This window comes from Myxococcus eversor (assembly GCF_010894455.1).
GTDB lineage: Bacteria > Myxococcota > Myxococcia > Myxococcales > Myxococcaceae > Myxococcus > Myxococcus eversor.
The window spans coordinates 67,945-87,187 of sequence record NZ_JAAIXY010000021.1; the positions used below are offsets into that span (position 1 = coordinate 67,945).

12 protein-coding genes are annotated in these 19,243 nt (G+C 70.2%); 3 read left to right on the plus strand and 9 right to left on the minus strand.

Features of this window, described 5'->3' with window-relative positions:
* The first annotated feature begins 206 nt into the window (after positions 1-206).
* Together ileS and G4D83_RS34480 are read left to right on the plus strand one after the other, a co-directional pair.
* On the plus strand, positions 207-3,953 hold the full coding sequence (gene ileS / locus G4D83_RS34475; RefSeq protein WP_163869132.1) for an isoleucine--tRNA ligase: 3,747 nt from the start codon (positions 207-209) through the stop codon (positions 3,951-3,953).
* Positions 3,954-4,056: 103 nt separating this feature from the next.
* The gene (locus tag G4D83_RS34480) at positions 4,057-8,073 is read left to right on the plus strand and encodes an AAA family ATPase (protein WP_163869133.1); all 4,017 of its coding nucleotides are present in this window, start codon (positions 4,057-4,059) and stop codon (positions 8,071-8,073) included.
* Between the two features lie 9 nt (positions 8,074-8,082).
* On the opposite strand, the gene G4D83_RS34485 is transcribed toward G4D83_RS34480, so the two are convergent.
* From G4D83_RS34485 to G4D83_RS34525, 9 genes are all read right to left on the minus strand, one after another.
* Complete coding sequence (locus G4D83_RS34485) at positions 8,083-9,831, minus strand: complex I subunit 5 family protein (RefSeq protein ID WP_163869134.1); 1,749 nt, start codon at positions 9,829-9,831, stop codon at positions 8,083-8,085.
* A complete protein-coding gene (locus G4D83_RS34490) occupies positions 9,828-11,312 on the minus strand; it encodes a monovalent cation/H+ antiporter subunit D family protein (protein ID WP_163869135.1) in 1,485 nt (494 codons plus the stop codon). Before G4D83_RS34490 ends, G4D83_RS34485 begins: the two co-directional genes overlap by 4 nt.
* Positions 11,309-12,736, minus strand: a complete 1,428-nt coding sequence (locus G4D83_RS34495) for a complex I subunit 5 family protein (protein ID WP_163869136.1) — start codon at positions 12,734-12,736, stop codon at positions 11,309-11,311. The genes G4D83_RS34490 and G4D83_RS34495 overlap by 4 nt, the downstream gene beginning before the upstream one ends.
* Complete coding sequence (locus tag G4D83_RS34500) at positions 12,733-13,062, minus strand: sodium:proton antiporter (RefSeq protein WP_163869137.1); 330 nt, start codon at positions 13,060-13,062, stop codon at positions 12,733-12,735. Before G4D83_RS34500 ends, G4D83_RS34495 begins: the two co-directional genes overlap by 4 nt.
* A complete protein-coding gene (locus G4D83_RS34505; protein WP_163869138.1) occupies positions 13,059-13,991 on the minus strand; it encodes a hydrogenase subunit MbhD domain-containing protein in 933 nt (310 codons plus the stop codon). Before G4D83_RS34505 ends, G4D83_RS34500 begins: the two co-directional genes overlap by 4 nt.
* Positions 13,988-14,299, minus strand: coding sequence for a monovalent cation/H(+) antiporter subunit G (gene mnhG, locus G4D83_RS34510; protein WP_163869139.1), 312 nt, complete (start codon positions 14,297-14,299; stop codon positions 13,988-13,990). Before mnhG ends, G4D83_RS34505 begins: the two co-directional genes overlap by 4 nt.
* The gene (locus G4D83_RS34515) at positions 14,296-14,601 is read right to left on the minus strand and encodes an MrpF/PhaF family protein (RefSeq protein WP_163869140.1); all 306 of its coding nucleotides are present in this window, start codon (positions 14,599-14,601) and stop codon (positions 14,296-14,298) included. The genes mnhG and G4D83_RS34515 overlap by 4 nt, the downstream gene beginning before the upstream one ends.
* On the minus strand, positions 14,594-15,121 hold the full coding sequence (locus tag G4D83_RS34520; protein ID WP_163869141.1) for a Na+/H+ antiporter subunit E: 528 nt from the start codon (positions 15,119-15,121) through the stop codon (positions 14,594-14,596). The genes G4D83_RS34515 and G4D83_RS34520 overlap by 8 nt, the downstream gene beginning before the upstream one ends.
* Before the next feature lie 264 nt (positions 15,122-15,385).
* Positions 15,386-18,118 (minus strand): N,N-dimethylformamidase beta subunit family domain-containing protein, encoded by a 2,733-nt coding sequence (locus G4D83_RS34525; protein ID WP_163869142.1) that lies wholly within the window; start codon positions 18,116-18,118, stop codon positions 15,386-15,388.
* Positions 18,119-18,421: 303 nt separating this feature from the next.
* Between G4D83_RS34525 and G4D83_RS34530 the strand changes: the two genes are divergently transcribed.
* Positions 18,422-19,225 carry an alpha/beta fold hydrolase gene (locus tag G4D83_RS34530; RefSeq protein WP_163869143.1) on the plus strand — a complete coding sequence of 268 codons (804 nt, stop codon included), beginning with the start codon at positions 18,422-18,424 and terminating at the stop codon, positions 19,223-19,225.
* Positions 19,226-19,243 lie beyond the last annotated feature (18 nt).

Below are 19,243 nucleotides of genomic sequence, written 5' to 3' on the forward strand. Positions count from 1 at the left end.
CTGGACTTCCACGAACGACATTTCTGAATCACTGGGAGGGAAAGACCCGTCAAGAGAGGCCGTGAGGTGGGACGCGTCCTGACAGCCAGGCTCCCCGCCCGGTGGACCTCGAAGGGCGCCCTGGGGCCCTGCTTCCCCTGAGAGTGAGCACCCGCCCCTTCGGGGCTCTTCCCTCCCAGGCTCGCGGTGCTATCAAGCACCGCACCATGCCTGAGTCAGCGCCCGCCCCCCTGTTCGACACCGTGCCCGCGGAGATGGACTTCCCGGCCGAGGAGCGCCGCATCCTCGCCTTCTGGAAGGACCGCCGCATCTTCGAGCGCTCGCTCCAGGCACGCGAAGGCGCCAAGAGCTTCGTCTTCTACGAGGGCCCGCCCACCGCCAACGGCCTGCCCCACAACGGACACGTCCTCACCCGCGTCATCAAGGACCTGTTCCCCCGCTACCAGACCATGCGCGGCCACTACGTCCCCCGCAAGGCCGGCTGGGACACCCACGGCCTGCCCGTGGAAGTCGAAGTGGAGAAGGAGCTGCGCATCCACGGCAAGGCGGAAATCGAACGCTACGGCGTCGAGCCCTTCACCGAGCGCTGCATCGAATCCGTCTTTCGCTACACCGGCGAGTGGGAGCGTCTCACCGAGCGCATCGGCTTCTGGGTGGACCTCAACGAGGCCTACGTCACCTACCACCGCGGCTTCGTGGAGAGCGTGTGGTGGGCGCTCGCCGAACTGCACAAGAAGGGCCTGCTCTACCAGGGCCACAAGGTCGTGTGGTGGTGGCCCCAGGGCGGCACCGCGCTCAGCTCCGCCGAAGTGGGCCTGGGCTACAAGACGGTGGACGACCCGAGCGTCTACGTCACCTTCCCCCTGCGCGATGCGCCCGACACCTCGCTGCTCGTGTGGACGACCACCCCGTGGACGCTGCCGTCCAATATGTACGCGGCCGTCAACCCCGGCGTGGACTACGTCACCGTGGACGCCGGTGACCGCAAGCTCATCATCGCCGCCGCGCTGCGCGAGGAGCTGGCCAAGAAGCTCAAGAAGGACCTGCCCGTCCTCTCCACCCAGAAGGGCAGCACCCTGGTGGGCCAGCGCTACCTGCCGCCCTTCGACACGTACTTCGCGCGCGAAGGCGACACGCGGCTGAAGCTGCGCGACGGCGGCGACGACACCCGCGCCTGGCGCGTGCTGGGCGCGGACTTCGTCACGCTCAACACGGGCACCGGCATCGTCCACATCGCCCCCGCGTTCGGCGAGGACGACTACGACGCCTACCGCAAGGACCGCACGCGCTTCGTCCAGCCGGAGGCGATGGAGCTGTTCTGCGCCGTCAAGCCGGACGGCACCTTCTCCGAGGAAGTCCCGCTCGTCGCCGGCCGCTTCGTGAAGGACGCGGACAAGGACATCCAGCGCAACCTCAAGGAGCGCGGACTCCTGCTCGTCACCGAGCAGTACAAGCACGAGTACCCCTTCTGCTGGCGCGCGGATGACGACCCGCTCATCCAGTACGCGCGCCCCGCCTGGTACATCCGCACCACCGCGGTGAAGGACCGCGCCATCGAAAACAACCGGGCCGTCAACTGGGTGCCCGAGCACATCAAGGAAGGCCGCTTCGGCGACTTCCTGGCCAACAACGTGGACTGGGCCCTGTCGCGCGAGCGCTACTGGGGCACCGCGCTGCCACTGTGGATTCACTCGGAGACGGGCGAGGTGGAGGCCGTGCCTTCACTCCAGGCCCTGCGTGACAAGCCCGGCAGCAACCTGGCGGCCGTGGAGGCGGAGCTGGCGGCGTTCCTCAAGGGCAAGCCCCACGAATCCAACGCGAAGCACCTCATCGTCCACAAGCCGTGGATTGACAAGGTGACGTACGAGAAGCCGGGCTCCCCGGGACGCTTCAACCGCGTGCCCGAAGTCGTCGACGTGTGGTTCGACTCCGGCTGCATGCCCTTCGCGCAGTGGGGCTTCCCACACGCCCCCGGCTCGCATGAGAAGTTCAACCGCGCCTTCCCCGCGGACTTCATCTCCGAGGCCATCGACCAGACGCGTGGCTGGTTCTACTCGCTGCTCATGGTGAGCACGCTCGTCTTCGACGAGGAGACGCAGGCCCGTCTGGGATTGACGCCCCAGCGCGAGTGGCCGCACCCGTACAAGAGCTGCATCGTGCTGGGCCACGTCTCCGACAAGGAGGGCCGCAAGGAGTCCAAGTCCAAGGGCAACTACACGCCGCCCGAAATCATCCTCGACGAAGTGCGCATGGACTTCGCCGTGCTGTCCGCCACGGAGGCGGGCGCGCCGGCCGAGGCGGGCGTGGCGCTCATCGCGCGTGAGGATTTGGAGGGCCTGGACCTGCAGGAAGGCGCCAGGGTGCAGCTGTTCCGTCCGGACCGGCCGGAGGTCTTTGTCACCGCGACGGTGAAGGCGCACAAGAAGCTCAAGCGCCGCGTGGTGTTGCTTTCGCCCGCGGAGCTCCAGACGCTCGGCGTGGCGCCGTCCGCGAAGGGCGCGGGCGTCATGCCGGTGGAGGTGCCTCGGCTGGCGCCGTCCGAGCGCGTGACGGTGAAGGACCCCGCCGCCAAGGCTCCCGGCGCGGATGCGTTCCGCTGGTTCTTCTACGCGGCGAGCCCCACCTGGTCCAACACGCGCCACTCGCTGGCGAACGTGCGGCTGTTGCAGAAGGACTTCCAGGTCAAGCTGCGCAACGTCTACTCGTTCTTCACCATCTACGCGAACATCGACGGCTTCAATCCCGCGCAGGGCAACCCGGACGCGAGCGAGGCCCCCTGGGAGGCCGTGCGCAAGAGCCAGGGCTGGCGCGAGGTGAAGGCCCGGCCGATGCTGGACCGCTGGATTCTGTCCGAGGTGCAGCTCGCGCTGCGCCACGTGGAGAAGGCGCTGGACACCTATCAGGTGTACGACGCGGCCCAGCGCATGGTCGCGCTGGTGGACGCGCTGTCCAACTGGTACCTGCGCCGCAGCCGTGAGCGCTTCTGGAAGCCCGGCTTCGAGCAGGACAAGCGCGACGCGTACTTCACCCTCTACGAGGCGCTCACCACCATCACCGCCCTGGCCGCGCCCTTCGTCCCGTTCTTCTCCGACGAGATGTGGGGCAACCTGGTGCGCAAGGCCTGGCCCCAGACGCAGCCGGAGAGCGTGCACCTGGCCTCCTTCCCGCGCGCGGACGCGAGCCTCATCGACGAGGAGCTGGCGGTGGACATGGCCGCCCTGCGCGAGCTGGTGTCCCCCGGACTCAAGGTGCGCACGGACAACAAGCTCAAGGTGCGCCAGCCCCTGGCCCGCGCGGACATCATCCTCGCACGCAAGGAGATGACGGACCGGCTGGCCGTGTACAAGGACCTGCTCGCCGAGGAGCTGAACGTCCACGAGGTGCGCTTCGTGGAGCCGGGCAGCCCGGACGCGGACGTGGTGCGCTTCCGCGTGCGCCCCAACCTGCGCGCGGTGGGAGGCCGGCTCGGCCCCAAGCTCGCGCCGGTGCGCAAGGCGTTCGACACCGGTGACGGCCGCGCGCTGCACCGGGAGCTGCTCCAGACGGGCCAGGTGGTCCTCCAGCTCGCGGGCGAGACGCTGGTGTTCTCCGGAGATGATTTGGAGACGCTGGTGGAGGCCAACCCGGGCTTCGCGGCGGCGGGCACGGGCGCCGGTGTGGTGGTTCTGCACACCGAGCTGACGGAGGCGCTCGTCGACGAGGGCCTCGTGCGCGAGCTGCTGGCGCGGGTGCAGGGTGCTCGCAAGGACATGGAGCTGGGCTACACGGACCGCATCCGCCTCTGGGTGGATGGTGACGCGCGGGTGAAGCGCGTCACGGAAGAGGGCCGGGAGCTGATTGCCCGGGAGACGCTGGCCACCTCCATCCATGTGGGTCCGGAGGGCCTCACGGGGCAGGAGGAGGAGGTCCAGCTCAATGGCCTGCCCGCGCGCCTGAGGGTGGAGCGCGCCTGAGGTCCCCAACTCCTGCTCATCCGCCCACCGGGTGAGCAGGCATTCTTTTCGAAACCTCGCGTGGCCCCTGTAGTGTGGACGTCTGGATTCAGCGCGAGGTTGAATGGATACCGCCCAGCAGCTCTTGCCTTGCGTGCCGGCCCTGCTGGCACGTCGCGGAGCGCGCCGTCCCGAGGCCCCCGAGTCGGAGTGCTTCGCCTCGGTGGTCCTGCTCGCGGATGTGTCTGGCTTTACCCCCCTGACGGAGCGGCTGGTCCAGCAGGGCGCCGCGGGCGCGGAGGAGCTGTCACGGCTGCTGGAGCGGCTCTTCACGCCCCTGGTGGAGGTCGTCACCGCGCATGGCGGGGACATCCTCCACTTCCCGGGGGACGCGCTGCTCGCGCTGTGGCCACTGAGGGAAGCGGAGACCTCGCTCACCCAGGCGGCACGTCGCGCGGTGGCATGTGGCCTGGCGCTACAGCAGGCCATGCGCACGCCCTTCTTCCGGGAACACGCGCTGGCCCTCCGGGTGGCGCTGGGCGCTGGCGAGGTGCAGGCCGTCATGGCCGGCGGCATCCAGGGGCGCTGGCAGGCCCTGGTGCGCGGAGCGCCCTTCACGCAGCTCCGGGAGGTGGAGCACGTCACTTCGCCGGGGGAGGTGCGCGTGTCGGCGCCGCTCTGGCAGTTGCTGGGCGAGGAGGCGCAGGGGGACGTCTCACACTCGGGCATCGCCCGCATCCTGTCGCTGCCAGCCCCCGAACCCTGGCCCCTGCCCCCGGCCGCGCTCGGCGAGGACTCGGTGGCGGCGCTGCGGCCCTTCGTGTCGCGGGGGCTGCTGGCGGCGCTGGAGGTCCATGACCGGAAGTGGCTCGCCGAGCCGCGCCGGGTGACAGTCCTCTTCCTCCGTCTGGACGGACTTCCGGAGGGGGCCTCGGAGGCGCTGCTGCCCCGCCTGTCGGACGCGGTGCGCGCGCTCCAGGAGGCCGTCTACTCGCAAGGAGGCAGCGTCAATCAGCTCCTGGTGGACGACAAGGGCCTGGTCCTCGTCGCGGGCTTCGGGCTGCCCACGTGCGCGCACGAGGACGACGCGGCGCGCGCGGTGAAGGCGGCCATCCAGGCGCGGGGCTCGCTCCAGGCGCAGGGGCTGAAGGCGTCCGTCGGCATCGCGACGGGACGGGTGTGCTGTGGCCTGCGAGGCGGTGTGGTCCGCTACGAATACGCGCTGATGGGCAGGACGGTGAACCTGGCCGCGCGGCTGATGCAGGAGGCTCGCGACGACATCCTCCTCGACGAGCCCACCGCCCAGGCCGTGGGCGAGCGGCTGTGGACGGAGCGATTGCCTCCCGTGAAGGTGAAGGGGGTGGCGGAGCCCGTGCGTCGGTTCCGGCCGGGGAGCCTGGACGAAACGCGCGGCCACCGCGGGGTCCATCCCGTGGTGGGACGGCTGCGGGAGCGAGCCACCCTCGACTCCTTCCTGGAGAGCCCCACCCGAGGCACGGGCGGGGCCCTGCTCCTCGAAGGCGAGGCCGGCCAGGGCAAGTCGCGCCTGCTCACCTACGCGGCGGAGGGAGCGAAGGCGCGCGGGCTGCGCGTGTTGTCGGGGAGCGCGGACGCGGCGGAGAGCAACACCGTCTACTTCGCCTGGCGCACCCTCTTCTCCGCGTTGCTCGGACTGCCCGCGGGCGCCTCGCTCGAAGCGCGACGCACGGCGGTGAGGGCCCGCCTGCCCGGCAATGCCGCCCTGGCTCCGCTCCTCAACCCCGTCCTCCTGCTGGAGCTGCCGGAGACGGACCGCACGGAGCAGCTCCGCGACGAGGCGCGCGCGGACACCACCCAGGCCCTCATGCTGATGCTGCTCGGAGAGGCCGGGCCCTGTGTGCTGCTGATGGAGGACGGCCACTGGCTGGACTCCGCGTCATGGGAGCTCTTGCGGCGCCTCTGCCGGGACCTCCCCGACTGGCTGCTCGTGGTGGGCCTGCGCCCGATGCCGGTGGAGCCGCCCGCGCTCGAGGCGCTGCGCAGGCAAGGGACGACGCAGGGCCTTCGACTGGGCCCCTTGTCGGGAGAGGAGGTCGAAGCCCTGGTCTGCGCCCGGCTCGGGGTGACCCGGCTCCAGCCCGCGGTGGCCGACTTCATCCAGCGCAAGGCGGAGGGACATCCGTTCTACAGCGAGGAGCTGGCCCATGCCCTGAGGGACCATGGGCTCCTCTTCGTCGAGCGCGGCGTGTGCCACCTCACCCCGGAGGCCGGAGACCTGGAGTCAATGGGACTGCCTTCCACGCTGGAGGGACTCATCACCACCCGCATCGACCGGCTGACGCCCGTGCAGCAGCTCACGCTGAAGGCCGCGAGCGTCATCGGTCGCACGTTCAGCGGCGCGCTGCTGCGCGACGTCCATCCTCTGCCGGACGAGCGTCCCCAGTTGGGCTCGCATCTGCTCAGCCTGCGGGAGAAGGACCTGGCGCTGCCGCTGGAGAACACCCCGGAACTGAGCTACCTCTTCAAGCACGTCATCACCCAGGAGGTGGCCTACAACCTGCTGCTGTTCTCCCAGCGGCGGCAGCTCCATGAGGCGGTCGCCCGCTGGTACGAGCAGCGTCACGCGACGGAGTTGACGCCCCACCACCCGCGACTGGCGTACCACTGGCTGCGCGCGGGAGTGCCCGCCAAGGCCCTGGACGCGCTGGAGCGGTCCGGAGAGCAGGCGATGAGCACGCATGCGCCCAGCGAGGCGGTGGCCTTCTTCACCCGGGCGCTGGAGCTGGATGAGGCGAGCGCCGAGCGCGTGCCTCCCTCGCGGCGCGCGCGCTGGGAGCGAAAGCTGGGACGGGCCTTGAGGTGGCTGGGCCGCCAGGAGGAGGCCCGGCGACACCTCCTCGCGGCCATGGCGCTGATGGGGCACCCGGTGCCCACGCGTCCCGCCGCTCGCGGCCTGGAAACGGCGATGGCGGCCCTGCGGCAACTGCTGAGCTGGGTGCCGGGCCTGCGACGGGTGATGCGCATCGGAACGCGCTTCGAGGAGATGGTGGACCTGACGGAGACCTGCGCGGACCTCTCGCTGCTCGCCGTCCATGCCGCGGATTGGCGCGGCGTTGGCTACTACTCCTTCCAGATGGCCCGCTTCGCCGACAAGTCTGGCTCCGCGAGCCTGCGTGCGCGCGCCTACGCCTCGCTGACGGTGGTGCTGGGTTCGATTCCCCTCCACAGGGCGGCCGCCGCCTACGGACGCGCCAGCCTGAGGCTCGCGAATCAGGCGAACAACCGGCAGGCCGCCGCCTTCTCGCGGCTGTCGCTGTCCATGTACCTGCTGAACGCGGCGCGCTTCCCCGAGTGCGAGGAGTCGCTCACGGAGAGCATCGCGGGCTTCACGCGGCTGGGGAATCAACGGCTGGCGGACGAGGCCACCCTCCTGCTGTTCCACGTGTACCTGCTCCAGGGACGACCCGGCGAGGCCATGGAGCGCTCACTGGAACTGGAGGCGTCGGGCCGCAGGCGGGAGGACCCCCAGACGCTCAAATGGGTCCGAGAGGACAGGGCCATCCTCCTGATGCTCGCGGGGTACCACGAGGCGGCGCTGGAGGGACTCCAGGCGAGGTCCCTGGACCCGGAGACGTACCACGACCCCTCCATCACCGGCCTCATCGCCCTGGCCTTGCTGCGCGCTGGAGATGCCACGCGCGCGCGGGTGCTGGCGGAGCAGCAGATGTCAGCCATCCTGAACAGCGCGCTGAGCATCGCGACGGTGTATTCCTACACCGGACTGGCGGAGACCTTCCTGGAGCTCTGGCGCGAGGCGCGGGCTCGCGGCGACAAGGACGCTGAGCACTTGAGGCAGCACGCCCATCGACTCCGCCGCGCGCTGGAGAAAGGTGCCCGGAGCTGCGCGCTCGGCCTGCCAGCCGCACACCTCTTCCGAGCCAGACTGGCCCTGGCCGAGGGAAGGCCCGGGTCGGCGCGGCGCGGCTTCGAGGCCGCCCTGCGCACCGCGAAGCTCCAGGGCATGCCGTGGGAGGCCGCCGACGCGCACACCCAGCTCGCGGACCTGGACGAGTCCCGCCGCGACTGGCACCTCGCCGAGGCCGCCCGGCTGCGCCCCGTCCTGTCCATCGCCGAGCCGCGCATGGAGCGCAGGAGCGCGTAACGCCTCCCCCTACCGGACCAACAACAGGATGAAGACTCCCAGGAACAACAGCAGCGCGAGGCCCACGTGGCTCAACCGGCTCAGCCTCGCCTCGGCGTTCTCGACCTCGTCGAGCGAGGCTTTCCGGAACCTCGCGAACCCGCCCTGAAGCCGCGCGGCCGTCTCCGCCTGCTCTTCCTCTTCACGGTCCGCCCCTGTCGTCAGCAGGCGCCAGCCCGGCCACAGCACCCGCATCAGCGGCCAGAGCACGTCTCCTGCTGGAAGCACCGGCACGCGCCACGTGCGCCACCGCCGCGAGCGCCACACGACCGCCGCCACCAGTCCACCGACGAGGACGGGCCACGCCGCCGAGACCATGTATTTCGGCGCGAGCAGGTGCGGCAGTTCGTCACGTCCCACCGGTGGCCAGAAGAGCAGCACCGTGTCCACGGCGAGCAGCAGCCCCCACGAAAGCAGCATCCCTCCCGCGCCGGCCTTCCCCTGCTCGGGAGCCTTGGGCACGGTGCACTCCAGGAAGCGCGCCATGATGAGCGTGCTGCCCACCGCCGCCAGGGACAGCAGCGTCGGCAGCGCCTCCGAGGCGTGCGCGGCGGCTTCCGCCGACTTCAATGAGAGCTTCGCCAGCGCCCCGCTCGTCAGCGGCGCGCCCGCGATTTCCAGCGCGCACCACGTCAGCCCCACCAGCACCAGCACGCCCCGCCAGCCCCGTCGTCCCGTCGCGGGCAGGAGGCCCGTGCCCAGGAACAACAACCCCTTCGCCAGCGCGTGGTGCACCGCATAGACGAGCACCGCGCCGATGAGCACGGGAGCCGCCTCCGGGGCGCCCAGGGCCAGCCCCACCGCGAGCGTGAGGAAGCCCATCTGGCTGATGCTGGAGTAGGCCAGCACCGTCTTCGCCTCCCGCTGCGTGAGCCCCACCGCGACGCCATAGAACGCGGCCGTGAGCCCCGCCGCCACGCACACGGTGCCCAGCGTGGGCAGGCTCGCGTGCCCCAGCGGCAGGAAGCGCAACCAGCCCAGCACACCCACCTTGATGATGGTGCCACTGAGCACGGCGCTTCCCGGCGCGGGCGCGACAGGGTGCGCCAGCGGCAGCCACATGTGCAGGAGGATGGCGCCCACCTTGACGCCGAAGCCGACGAGGATGAGCACGCAGATGACGTCGCGATGGGACGACTCCGCCACCACGCGCGGCACGTCGTCGAACGACAGGTTGACGCGCGTCCCCACCAGGAGGAAGAACGCCGCCAGCAGCAGCACCTCCCCCAACAAGGCCATGACGATGTAGACGCGGCCCGCCCGAGCCGCCGCTTCGGTGCGCTCATGGACGACGAGCCCGTAAGCGCAGAACGTCATCATCGCGAAGAACAGATAGAAGCTCGCCACGTCCCGCGCGAGCACCGCGCCCACGTTCCCCGTCAGCGTCGCCAGGAAGAATCCCCAGAACGAGGCGAGGTGCGCGTCCTCGCGCAGATACCCGCGCGCGAACAGGCCGGAGAAGAGCCACAGAACCCCGGTGAAGAGCAGGTACGTCCGCGTCACCTCGTCCGGCGCATACAACTGCATCCCCAGGAGCACCGACTTCCAGTGGACGGTCGCCCCCGTGCCCAGACCCAACCCGAGCGCCGGAAGCGCGGCCCACGGCGCCAGCGCCATGCCCACGCGCCGGGTGAGGGGCAGCATCACCATCCCCGTCAGGACACACGGCACGAGCAGCGTCCCGATGACCGCGAGCGAGGCCCATTCGTCGGCCCTCATGGACGGAACTCCCGCTCGGTGAGGAGCCGCGTCCAGCCCAGCGGGCTCAGCTCCGCCCCGGCGAAGAGGCCCGCGGCGAGCGACAGCACGGCCGTGGCCACCGTGGGCAACAGCAACAACAGGCCAATCTCCCACCGCCCGGGGCTCGGCTTCCACGCCTCGCGCGGGGCCTGGAACCACGCGGAATAGACGATGGGCAGGAAGTAGCCCGCGTTGAGCAGGCTGCTCGTCAGCAGCACCACCACCAGCCAGGGCTGGTGCGCCTCCAGCGCGCCGATGCCCAGGTACCACTTGGAGATGAAGCCGGCGACGGGGGGAATGCCAATCATCCCCAGCGCGCCCACGGTGAAGGCCGCCGTCGTCAGGGGCATCCGGCGCCCCACGCCCCGCAGCTCACTCACGCGGTGCACGTGCAGCTCTTCCGCGTAGTTCCCCGCGCAGAAGAACAGGGTGATTTTCATCACCCCCTGATGCACCAGGTGCACCAGCCCACCGATGGTGGACGCCGTCCCGAAGATGGAGACGCCCAGCACGATGTACGCGACCTGGCTCACCGTGGAGTAGGCCAGCCGCTTCTTCAAGTCGCCCTGCTGGAGCGCGCGCACCGAGCCAAAGAGGATGGTGACGGCGGCGACGATGGCCAGGGGCTGCATCACCCCCAGGTCATGCACCAGATAGACGCCGTACACGTCGTAGATGACGCGGGTGATGCCGAAGGCGCCCGCCTTCACCACCGCGACGGCATGCAAGAGCGCGCTGACGGGAGCGGGCGCCACCATCGCCACCGGCAGCCAGCCATGCAGCGGCACCAGCGCCGTCTTCACCCCGAGCCCTCCCATCAACAGCACGAAGGCGGCAATCAGCTCGGTGCGGTGCGCCGCCACGGCGCCCAGCGCGCCTCGCTCGGTGAACTCCACCGCGCCCGCCAGCGAGTAGAGCAGGACCACCCCCGCCAGCAGCAGCGTGGCCCCGCTCAGCGTGTAGCGCAGGTAGACGTTGCCCGCGCGCAGCGCCTCCGGCGTCCCCCGGTGGATGACCAGCGGGTACGTGGACAGCGTGAGCATCTCGTAGAAGAGGAAGAAGGTGAGCAGGTTGCCGGCGAGGGCGATGCCCATCGTCGACGCGACACACAGCGAGAAGAAGCCGAAGAAGCGACTGCGATGGTCCGTGCCCTCCAGGTAGCCCACCGCGTAGATGGTCGTCACGAACCACAGCACGGCGGACAGGGTGATGAAGAGCAGGCTGAAGGAGTCCGCCCTCAGCACCAGGTCCGCCTTGGGCAAGAAGGGCAGCCGCGTCTCGTACTGACGCCCCTGGAACACGCCCCACGCCATGACGCCCGTGAGCACCAGCTTGGTGACGGCCGCGAGCAGGTTGAGCAACGTGCGCGTGCGCCGCTGCTCCTCGGCGAGCAGGAAGATGATGAGCCCCGGCAAGAGCGAGCTGAGCAGCACGGACAGCGGCAACCAGGTGTTCGTCATCGCGACGCCCCGATGGCCAGCAGCTCCAACGGGAACCAGGGCACCAGCCCCAGCACCAACGCGATGAGCGCCAGCGCCAGCGGCGCCAGTTCATTGCGCAGGGGAATGGAGCGCACCTTCACCTCGGCCGGCAGCGGCAGGAACGAGCCCCGGAGGATGCGGAAGACATACGCCGCCGCCAGCAGGCTGCCGGCCAGCAGCACCAATGCCCACCACCACTGCCGCGTGCCGATGGACTCATTCAAGAGGAGCCACTTCGCGATGAACCCTCCGCTGGGCGGAATGCCAATCAGGCTGATGCCTCCCAGCGCCATGGCGAGGAACGTGAAGGGCATCCGGTAGGCCAGACCCTGCACGCCGCCGAGCGCTGTGATTCCCACCGCCTGGTGGATGTTCCCCACCGCCACGAACATGGAGGCCTTCGCGGCGGCATGGGAGACGACCAGGTAGATGGCGCCCGCGCGAGCCCCGCTCGTCGCCATGGGGAAGACGAGGAACAGGTAGCCAATCTGCGCGACGCTCGAATAGGCGACCACGCGCTTGAGCTGCGTCTGGCTCAGCGCCAGGAACGAGCCCCACAGCACCGCCACCGCGCCCAGCACGCCCAGCAGCTGCCCCACCCGCGCGTCCAGGACGGGCGCGAAGACCTCCAGCCACAGCCGCAGCAGCACGTAGAAGGAGCCCTTCGAAATGAGCGCCGACAGGAGCGCCGTGACGGGCGTGGGCGCGCCCGTGTACGTCGGCGGCAGCCAGACATGGAGCGGGAACAGCGGCGTCTTGAGGCACAGCCCCACCGTCACCAGGCCCGCGGCCACCCACGTCACCGGGCCCGGCTGCACGCGCTGGGCGAGCGTCCCCACATCCAGCGTGGCGTGGGCGCCGTACAGGAGCGCGATGCCCAGCAGGTAGCAGAGCGAGCCCGGCAGCGCGAAGAGCAGGTAGCGCAGGCCCGCGTCGAGCCCCGGCAAATCCCGGCGCACCGCGATGAGCGCGACGGCCGCCAGCGTCGTCAACTCCAGCGTGACGTAGAGGTTGAAGGCATCGTCCGACAGCACCAGCGCGTTGAGCGCGCACCAGACGAACAGCCACAGCGGGAGGAACTCCCGGTCCTCGCGGTCCCCCAAGTGGTCCAGCGCATGGACGCTGATGAGCGGTCCCACCAGCGCGATGGTCAGCAGCATCAGCGCCGCGAGGCCGTCCGCGCGCCACTCGATGCCCAGGGGAGCGCCCCACCCGCCAATGGACTGGCGCAGCACTCCCTGATGGGCCACCTCCCACGCGAGCCTCGACGAGGCCATGAGCGTGGCCACCGACGCCACGCCCGCGACCAGTCGCACACCCGGGCGCCCCACCAGCAGCGCCAGCACCGCGCCCAGCAGGGGGAGGATGACCGGCCACGCCATCAAGGCCGCCACGCTCGTCATGGACCTTCCCCGTCGGAGCGGGGCTCATGCTCGGGGGAATGCGTCGCCTCGGCCTGGAGCCGGGCCATGCGGCGCGCCAGGGCCACGCCCAACGCCGTGGAGCTCACCGACACGACGATGCCCGTGAGCACCAGCGCGTGGGGCACCGGGTCCGGCGGACCCGAGGGCACGCGCCGCGCCAGGGCGACGAGGACGAGCAGCACTCCGGAGCCGGTGATGTTCGAGGCGAGGATGCGCTTCACCACGTGCTGGTGCGAGAAGAGGCCCACCAGCCCCACGCTGAACAACGCCACTCCCGACAGGGCATAGACGAGCCACGGATTCATCGCGCGCTCCCTCGCCCCGTCCTCGGAGGACGCGTCCCCGGGAAGAACATCAGCAGCACCATGGCGATGGTGACCGTCAGCGCCATCTCCACGATGAAGATGAGTGTCCCGGCGTACTTCTCGGGAAACTCCAGCAGCCGCCCTCCGGAGAACAGCGGCGCCACCGCCACGCCGATGAACAGCAACGGGCCGGTGAGCAGCGCCCAGCGCACCCGAAGCGAGGACATGCGCGGCGTTCCCATCCTGCTCGTGAGAATCGCCACCACCCCGCCTCCCGCGAGGATGGCGCCCGCCTGGAAGGCCCCGCCCGGGCCATGGTCACCCACCCACACCAGGTAGCCCGCCACCAGCAGCAGCGCGGGCGTCATCATCCGGAACAGCTCGCCCGTCAGCGGGTCCTTCGCGGCCTCGGAAGAGGCCCGCTCGCTGCGCGGATTCACCGCGCGTGCCCCCAGCGCGGCCACCAGCAGCACCGCGATTTCCAGCAGCGTGTCGTAGCCCCGGAAGTTCAGCAGCACGGCCGTGACGGGGTGCTTCACCCCGCTGTCCTCCCGTCGGGCATCCACCTCCAAGCCCAGGCCCGGACTGTCGGCCGGCAGCGCGAGCACCGCCCACCCGAGCAGGAGCGTCAACGCGGCCATGGCCAGGAGCGCCCAGGGCCTGCGCCGGGCTCGCGCGCGGACATCGGGCGGCGTCTCCTCCGTCCAGCTCAGCGTGTGCATCAACAGCGCGCCGGTGAGGCCCGTGCCCACGGCCGCCTCCACCAGCGCGATGTCCGGGGCCTCCAGGCGTGCCCAGCCCAGCGCGGACAAGAGGCCGAAGGCGACGAAGAGCACCACCGCCTGGGACAGCGACTCGGTCCTCAGCACCAGGTACGCCAGCAAGGGCAGACACAGCGCGAGGCATCCATCCAGCAGCCCGTCCATCATGGCTCCCGCCGCCCTCCCCAGGGCACGGCCCCCCTGCGAAGCGCCGCGCGCGCGATGAGCTGACAGGTGAAGGCGCTGGAGATGAGGACGAAGAGCCAGACGAGCAACAGCTTGAGCGCCGTGGCCCACGAGGAGGACCGCAGCGCCAGCCCCACCACCACCAGCCCCAGTCCCAGGTTGTCGACCTTGGTGAGCGCATGCAGCCGGCAGTACACGTCCGGGAAGCGCAGCACGCCCACCGTGCCCGCCAGACAGAAGGCGGCTCCGGCGAAGAGGAACGCCGCGGAGAGCAGCTCCAGGGGACTCACGGCCTCGGCTCCTGGTCCGGACCGGAGCTTGCGCCTTTCGCGTCCGCGTCACTTCCCACCGCGAAGCGCACGAAGGCCACCACCGTGACGGGCGCCAGCAGCGCGAACACGAGCGCCACGTCCCGCAGCGCGTCCCTGCCCGCGTCCGCCGCGAGCAGCACGAGCACGCCCACCCCCGTCGTCCCGAAGAGCTGCGCGACGATGAAGCGGTCCGTGAGCGTGGGCCCGCGCGCGACTCGCACCAGGCCCGCGAGGATGTTCAGGAGCAGGAAGAAGGCCAGGCCCGTGCGCAGCTCATGCATGGACGGGCTCCGGCTCCGGCGGAGGAATCCCCAGTCCGAAGAGTCGCGACACGCGCCACTCCAGCTTCTCCAGCTCGTGGTGGATGCCCGCGCCCTTGTCCACGAGCGAATGCACCACCAGCTCCTCTCCGAGCACGTCCGCGTTCAACGTGCCCGGCATCAGGCTGAGGGTGATTCGGAACACGGTCTGGGGCGCGCCCTCGGGCAGGCGCATCCGATAGCGGACGAACACCGGAGAGATGGGCAGGCTCGGCGCCAGCGCGCGGCGCGCCACGTCGAAGCCTCCATGGACGGAGCCCGCGAGGAAGAAACCAGCGAAGCGTATGACCTCCGTGAGTCGCCACCCGTAGCCCTGGGGCGGACTCAAGAGGAAGCTCACCACCGATACCGTCAGGACGACGGGCAGGCCGAAGGCGAAGCTCTTCGGGTCCCCGTCACACAGGGCCCACCACGCCACGCTCACGAAGACGACGCGTGCCACCGCGCTCTTCCACGCGCCCGCACGGAACCAGGACCCCACCTTCCGGAGCCCTCCCGTGTGTCTCTGTTCTTGACCCGCATCCCCTGTCTCCACGGCCGAGGACCCTAGTGCCAGGTCCAAGGCCGTGTCGGCCCGAGTCGGCCCCGCGTTCGTCATCGGACGCTTCCCGCACACGGGGACACCGGGACATCTGTCGACAGTTCGACGCCCAGGGCGCGAGTGAATCCCTCTCAAATCCAGACACGAACGATTTCCATCCCGGACCCGCCCGCCTTCGCGAAGTCCTGACGGCTCCACGGTGTCTCAGGGCGCGCCCTCCACTGGCACGCCCACGCGGATGACCTGGGTGGTGGACGCGCTCACCCCCTTGGCATCCGTCGCGGTGAGGGTGACGGTGTAGCGGCCCACGCCCGTGTACCGGTGCTCCAGGTACGCCGCGTCGGACGTGGTGCCGTCGCCGAAGTCCCACCGGAAGCGCTGAATCCAGCTCCCCGGCTCCGTCGTCGTGCTCGTCGTCGCATCGAGGAACACGTCCAGCGGCGCGGCGGTCCCGGAGAAAGGTCCGCCGGTGATTCGCGGCACGGGGCGCGGTCCTCCGCCGCTCGACGGCGCGAGCAGCCTGCGCACCGTCGACGCGCCCTGGTCCACCACGAGCACGTCTCCTCCCGACAGCGCGGCGATTCCAGTGGGCAGGCTGAACGTCGCCTCCGCCGCCGCGCCGTCGCGCGCGCCATGCGCCCCCGTCCCCGCGTAGGTGCGCACCTGTCCGCCGACGAGCGCGCGAATGCGCTCATTTCCGGTGTCCGTCAGCAGCAGCCTCCCGTCGACATATGCCGCGCCCAGCATGGGCAGGAACAGCGCCGCCCCGCCCGCGCCGTCGGAGAAGCCCCCCGTGACGGCACCCGCCACGGTGGCGGTGGTGAAGCTGGCATCCATCGCCACCCGGCGGATGAGCCGGTTGCCCGTGTCCACCACCCACAGCGCGCCCCCGCCGAAGGCCACCGCCGTCGGCCGGTGGAAGCGCGCCTGGCTGGCGGGGCCGTTGGTGCTGCCAGAGCCCCGGGTGCCAATCACCGTGCTCACCCTCCCTTCCGGAGAGATGCGCGCGAGCCGGTGGTTGAAGGTGTCCGTCACGTACAGGTCCGCGCCGGCGAACGTCACGCTGCCAGGCGTCTGGAAGCGCGCGGCCGTGCCCACGCCATCCGCCCTGCCCTGCCGGCCATCCTTCGAACCCGCGAAGGTGCTCACCGTCCAGCGTCCATCCCGGGCAATGCGGACGATGCGGTGGTTGCCCGTGTCCGCCACGTAGAGCGTGCCGTCCGGGGCGATGGCGATGGCTTGCGGCGAGCGGAGCGCCGTCATCGCGCCGGCCCCCTCCCCCACGCCCGCCGAGCCCGTGCCGGCGATGGTGGTGACGGTGCGGGCCTCGTCGTTGGCGATGCGCCTCACCGCGTGGTTGCCCGTGTCCGCGATGAACACCGTGCCCGTTCCGTCCACCGCCACGCCCACGGGTCTGCGGAAGCGCGCCTGCGTCGCGGGGCCGTTCACGAAGCCCTCCTGGAACGCGGCTCCGGCGAAGGTGGAGACGCCCGCGGACTGGCCCGTGCGGTCCACCGGCCGGGGGTTCTGCGCGCCGAAGGTGTCCCCGTCGAGCGTGGGCACCAGCCCCGCCTTGCGCATCACATTGTCGGTGATGCGCTGCACGCGGAGGTCCGCGAAGTGGGGATGGGACAGCCCTTGGGACCAGGAGATGCCACCACTGGAGAAGACGAACGCGCCGGAGGGCGCGGTGTACAGGCCGGAGGTGTGCCAGTTGGGCTCGCCCTTGTTGCTGATGGCCGGAGACGTCGCCAGCGAGACGAAGCCCGGCGGCCCCGCGCCGTTCGTCCACGCGCGGTCGATTTCATAGCCGACGACGGAGGGGATGGAGTCGCCCTGCGCGAGCCCCGTGCCGGCGAAGGGCCACGCGCCCGGCGTGTGCACGACGTACGGCTGGGGAATGATTCCCCACGCGTCGGACATCACCCCCACCAGTCCGTTCTCCGGCTCACCGAGCAGCGCGTTGCGCCAGCGCACGGTGACGAGCGGAGTGCCGGCCAGCGGGTCCTCCGCGCGGGCCTCGTCCTTGTAACAAACCTGCTTGCGCCGCGACGCGCCCTCGCTCGACGACTCCAGGCGGATGAGCCAGCAGCTCGTGTCACTGCCGAGGAACGCCAGATTCACCCCCGACGCCAGCGCCGCGTCCACCGCCGTCCGGGCCGGGCGGGACCAGTACTCGTCATGTCCCACGGACAGGAACAGCCGCTGTCCCAGCAGCAGCGAAGGATTCCTGTCCACGTCGACGTTGGTGACGTAGGACAGCTCGTAGCCCTTCGACTCCGCCCACAGCACGAAGTTGTGCGTGGCGTAGAAGTACTCGCCCGCGCCGTTGCCATCCACGTAGGGCCGGTCGAACGAGACCGCCTTGGCGTGGCCTCCGGACAGCCCCAGGGAGGTGGAGTAGAGGCTCTCGCCGCCCCACGCGTTGTAGGCCTGGAAGGTGGTGAACGGAATCTGGAGGACGCCCGTGTTCTTCCGCTCGTCCGCGCGCACGACGAAGATGACGTAGGACTGGGGCCCGTCGTCACGCCGCAGCTTGAGCAGGTAGACGCCGCTGGGCCAGCTCGCCTGCGTCGGAACGGTGAAGCTGGTGGGCCAGCGGCATTCGACGAGTCCCGTCGTCCGGTCCGCCACGGGCGTGGGTTGGGGGCCGATGGTGATGGGGCCACCGGACGCCATCTTCCGGGAGCCCGTGCCCCCGTAGTAGCCCATGCGGTACAGCTCCCAGCTCACCGGGCGCGCGCCGTCCGTCCGGACATGGATGTCGATGGACTCGCCGCGCTGCACACTGGTCGCTCCGGCGTACCCCTCCAACTGGGTCCCGGTGGCGGGCTGACTCAGGTTCCACTCCGTGGTGCCAGGGCGACGTGCCTCGGGGACCGCTGGGGTGACCGACACCATCATGCCCACCATCGTCAGGACGATTGCCAACCCCATGGAGCGCGCTCCTCCCGCGCCGGTTGTCATCACCCGCTGAATCCCTCTCAACCCGACCGGCTGCCCACTGGGCGACCGCGGACAATGGCACCTCCAATCGTGGAGGGGCCGACGCGGCGAATGTCTGATGTGGCCCGCGCGAGCACCGCCTCGCGGCGTCACCCCACGTTTCCCGACCTGGAGCCACCCAGGGGTTTCCACGACACGGGGTGGGTCCGCGCGGCGCTTTCGTTGAGTGGTCGACCGGAGGGCATGCGGGCGCGGTCCGCGTGAATGGGGCGCCTGGCCTACAATGGACAGACCATGTCCAAGACGGTCCTCACTCGAAACAATGTGCAGGTCGTCGGTCGGGGTGACGACGTGCTCGTGCTCGCCCACGGCTTCGGCACCAACCAGACCGCCTGGCGCAATCAGGTACGTGCCTTCGAGGACACGCACCGCATCGTCCTGTTCGACCATGTGGGCGCCCAGGGCTCCGATTTGGAGGCCTACAGTCCGCACCGCTACGCCGGCCTGGAGAGCTACGCGCTGGACCTGATGGAAGTGCTGGAGGCCGTCCAGGCGCGCAACGTGTTCTACGTGGGCCACTCCATGAGCGGGATGATTGGCCTGCTCGCGGGGCTGCTGCGTCCGGAGCTCTTCCGCGGCATGGTCTTCATCAGCGCGTCCCCGCGCTACCTCAATGCCCCCGACTACCTGGGCGGCTTCGACCGGCCGGGCATCGACGCGCTCTATGAGACCATCGAGAAGCACTTCGACGCCTGGGCCAGCGGCTTCGCGCAGGCCGCCGTCGGGCCCTCCGCCACGCCCGAGGTGGTCAAGGACTTCTCCGAGTCCCTCATCGCCCTGCGGCCCGACATCGCCATCGGCGTGATTCGCATCATCTTCGAGTCCGACTTCCGCGAGCAGGTCACCCGACTGAACGTCCCATCCTGGGTCGTCCAGCCGCTCCACGACTTCGCCGTCCCCAACCACGTGGGCGAGTACCTGGCGAAGAGCCTGCCCAAGGGACAGATTCACTACGTCCCCAACCAGGGCCACCTGCCGCACATGACGGCGCCGAACGAGGTCAACGCGCTCATCGCCCAGGCACTCGCCGCTTCGTGAGCCTGTCGGAGAAGGATG

Bases quoted from the DNA above. Each gene is read 5' to 3' on its own strand.
- G4D83_RS34515 (WP_163869140.1), bottom strand. From the start codon at position 14,601: ATGCATGAGCTGCGCACGGGCCTGGCCTTCTTCCTGCTCCTGAACATC.
- G4D83_RS34530 (WP_163869143.1), top strand. From the start codon at position 18,422: ATGTCCAAGACGGTCCTCACTCGAAACAATGTGCAGGTCGTCGGTCGG.
- G4D83_RS34495 (WP_163869136.1), bottom strand. From the start codon at position 12,736: ATGACGAGCGTGGCGGCCTTGATGGCGTGGCCGGTCATCCTCCCCCTG.
- G4D83_RS34485 (WP_163869134.1), bottom strand. From the start codon at position 9,831: ATGAGGGCCGACGAATGGGCCTCGCTCGCGGTCATCGGGACGCTGCTC.
- G4D83_RS34500 (WP_163869137.1), bottom strand. From the start codon at position 13,062: ATGAATCCGTGGCTCGTCTATGCCCTGTCGGGAGTGGCGTTGTTCAGC.
- G4D83_RS34490 (WP_163869135.1), bottom strand. From the start codon at position 11,312: ATGACGAACACCTGGTTGCCGCTGTCCGTGCTGCTCAGCTCGCTCTTG.
- ileS (WP_163869132.1), top strand. From the start codon at position 207: ATGCCTGAGTCAGCGCCCGCCCCCCTGTTCGACACCGTGCCCGCGGAG.
- G4D83_RS34505 (WP_163869138.1), bottom strand. From the start codon at position 13,991: ATGATGGACGGGCTGCTGGATGGATGCCTCGCGCTGTGTCTGCCCTTG.
- G4D83_RS34525 (WP_163869142.1), bottom strand. From the start codon at position 18,118: ATGGGGTTGGCAATCGTCCTGACGATGGTGGGCATGATGGTGTCGGTC.
- G4D83_RS34480 (WP_163869133.1), top strand. From the start codon at position 4,057: ATGGATACCGCCCAGCAGCTCTTGCCTTGCGTGCCGGCCCTGCTGGCA.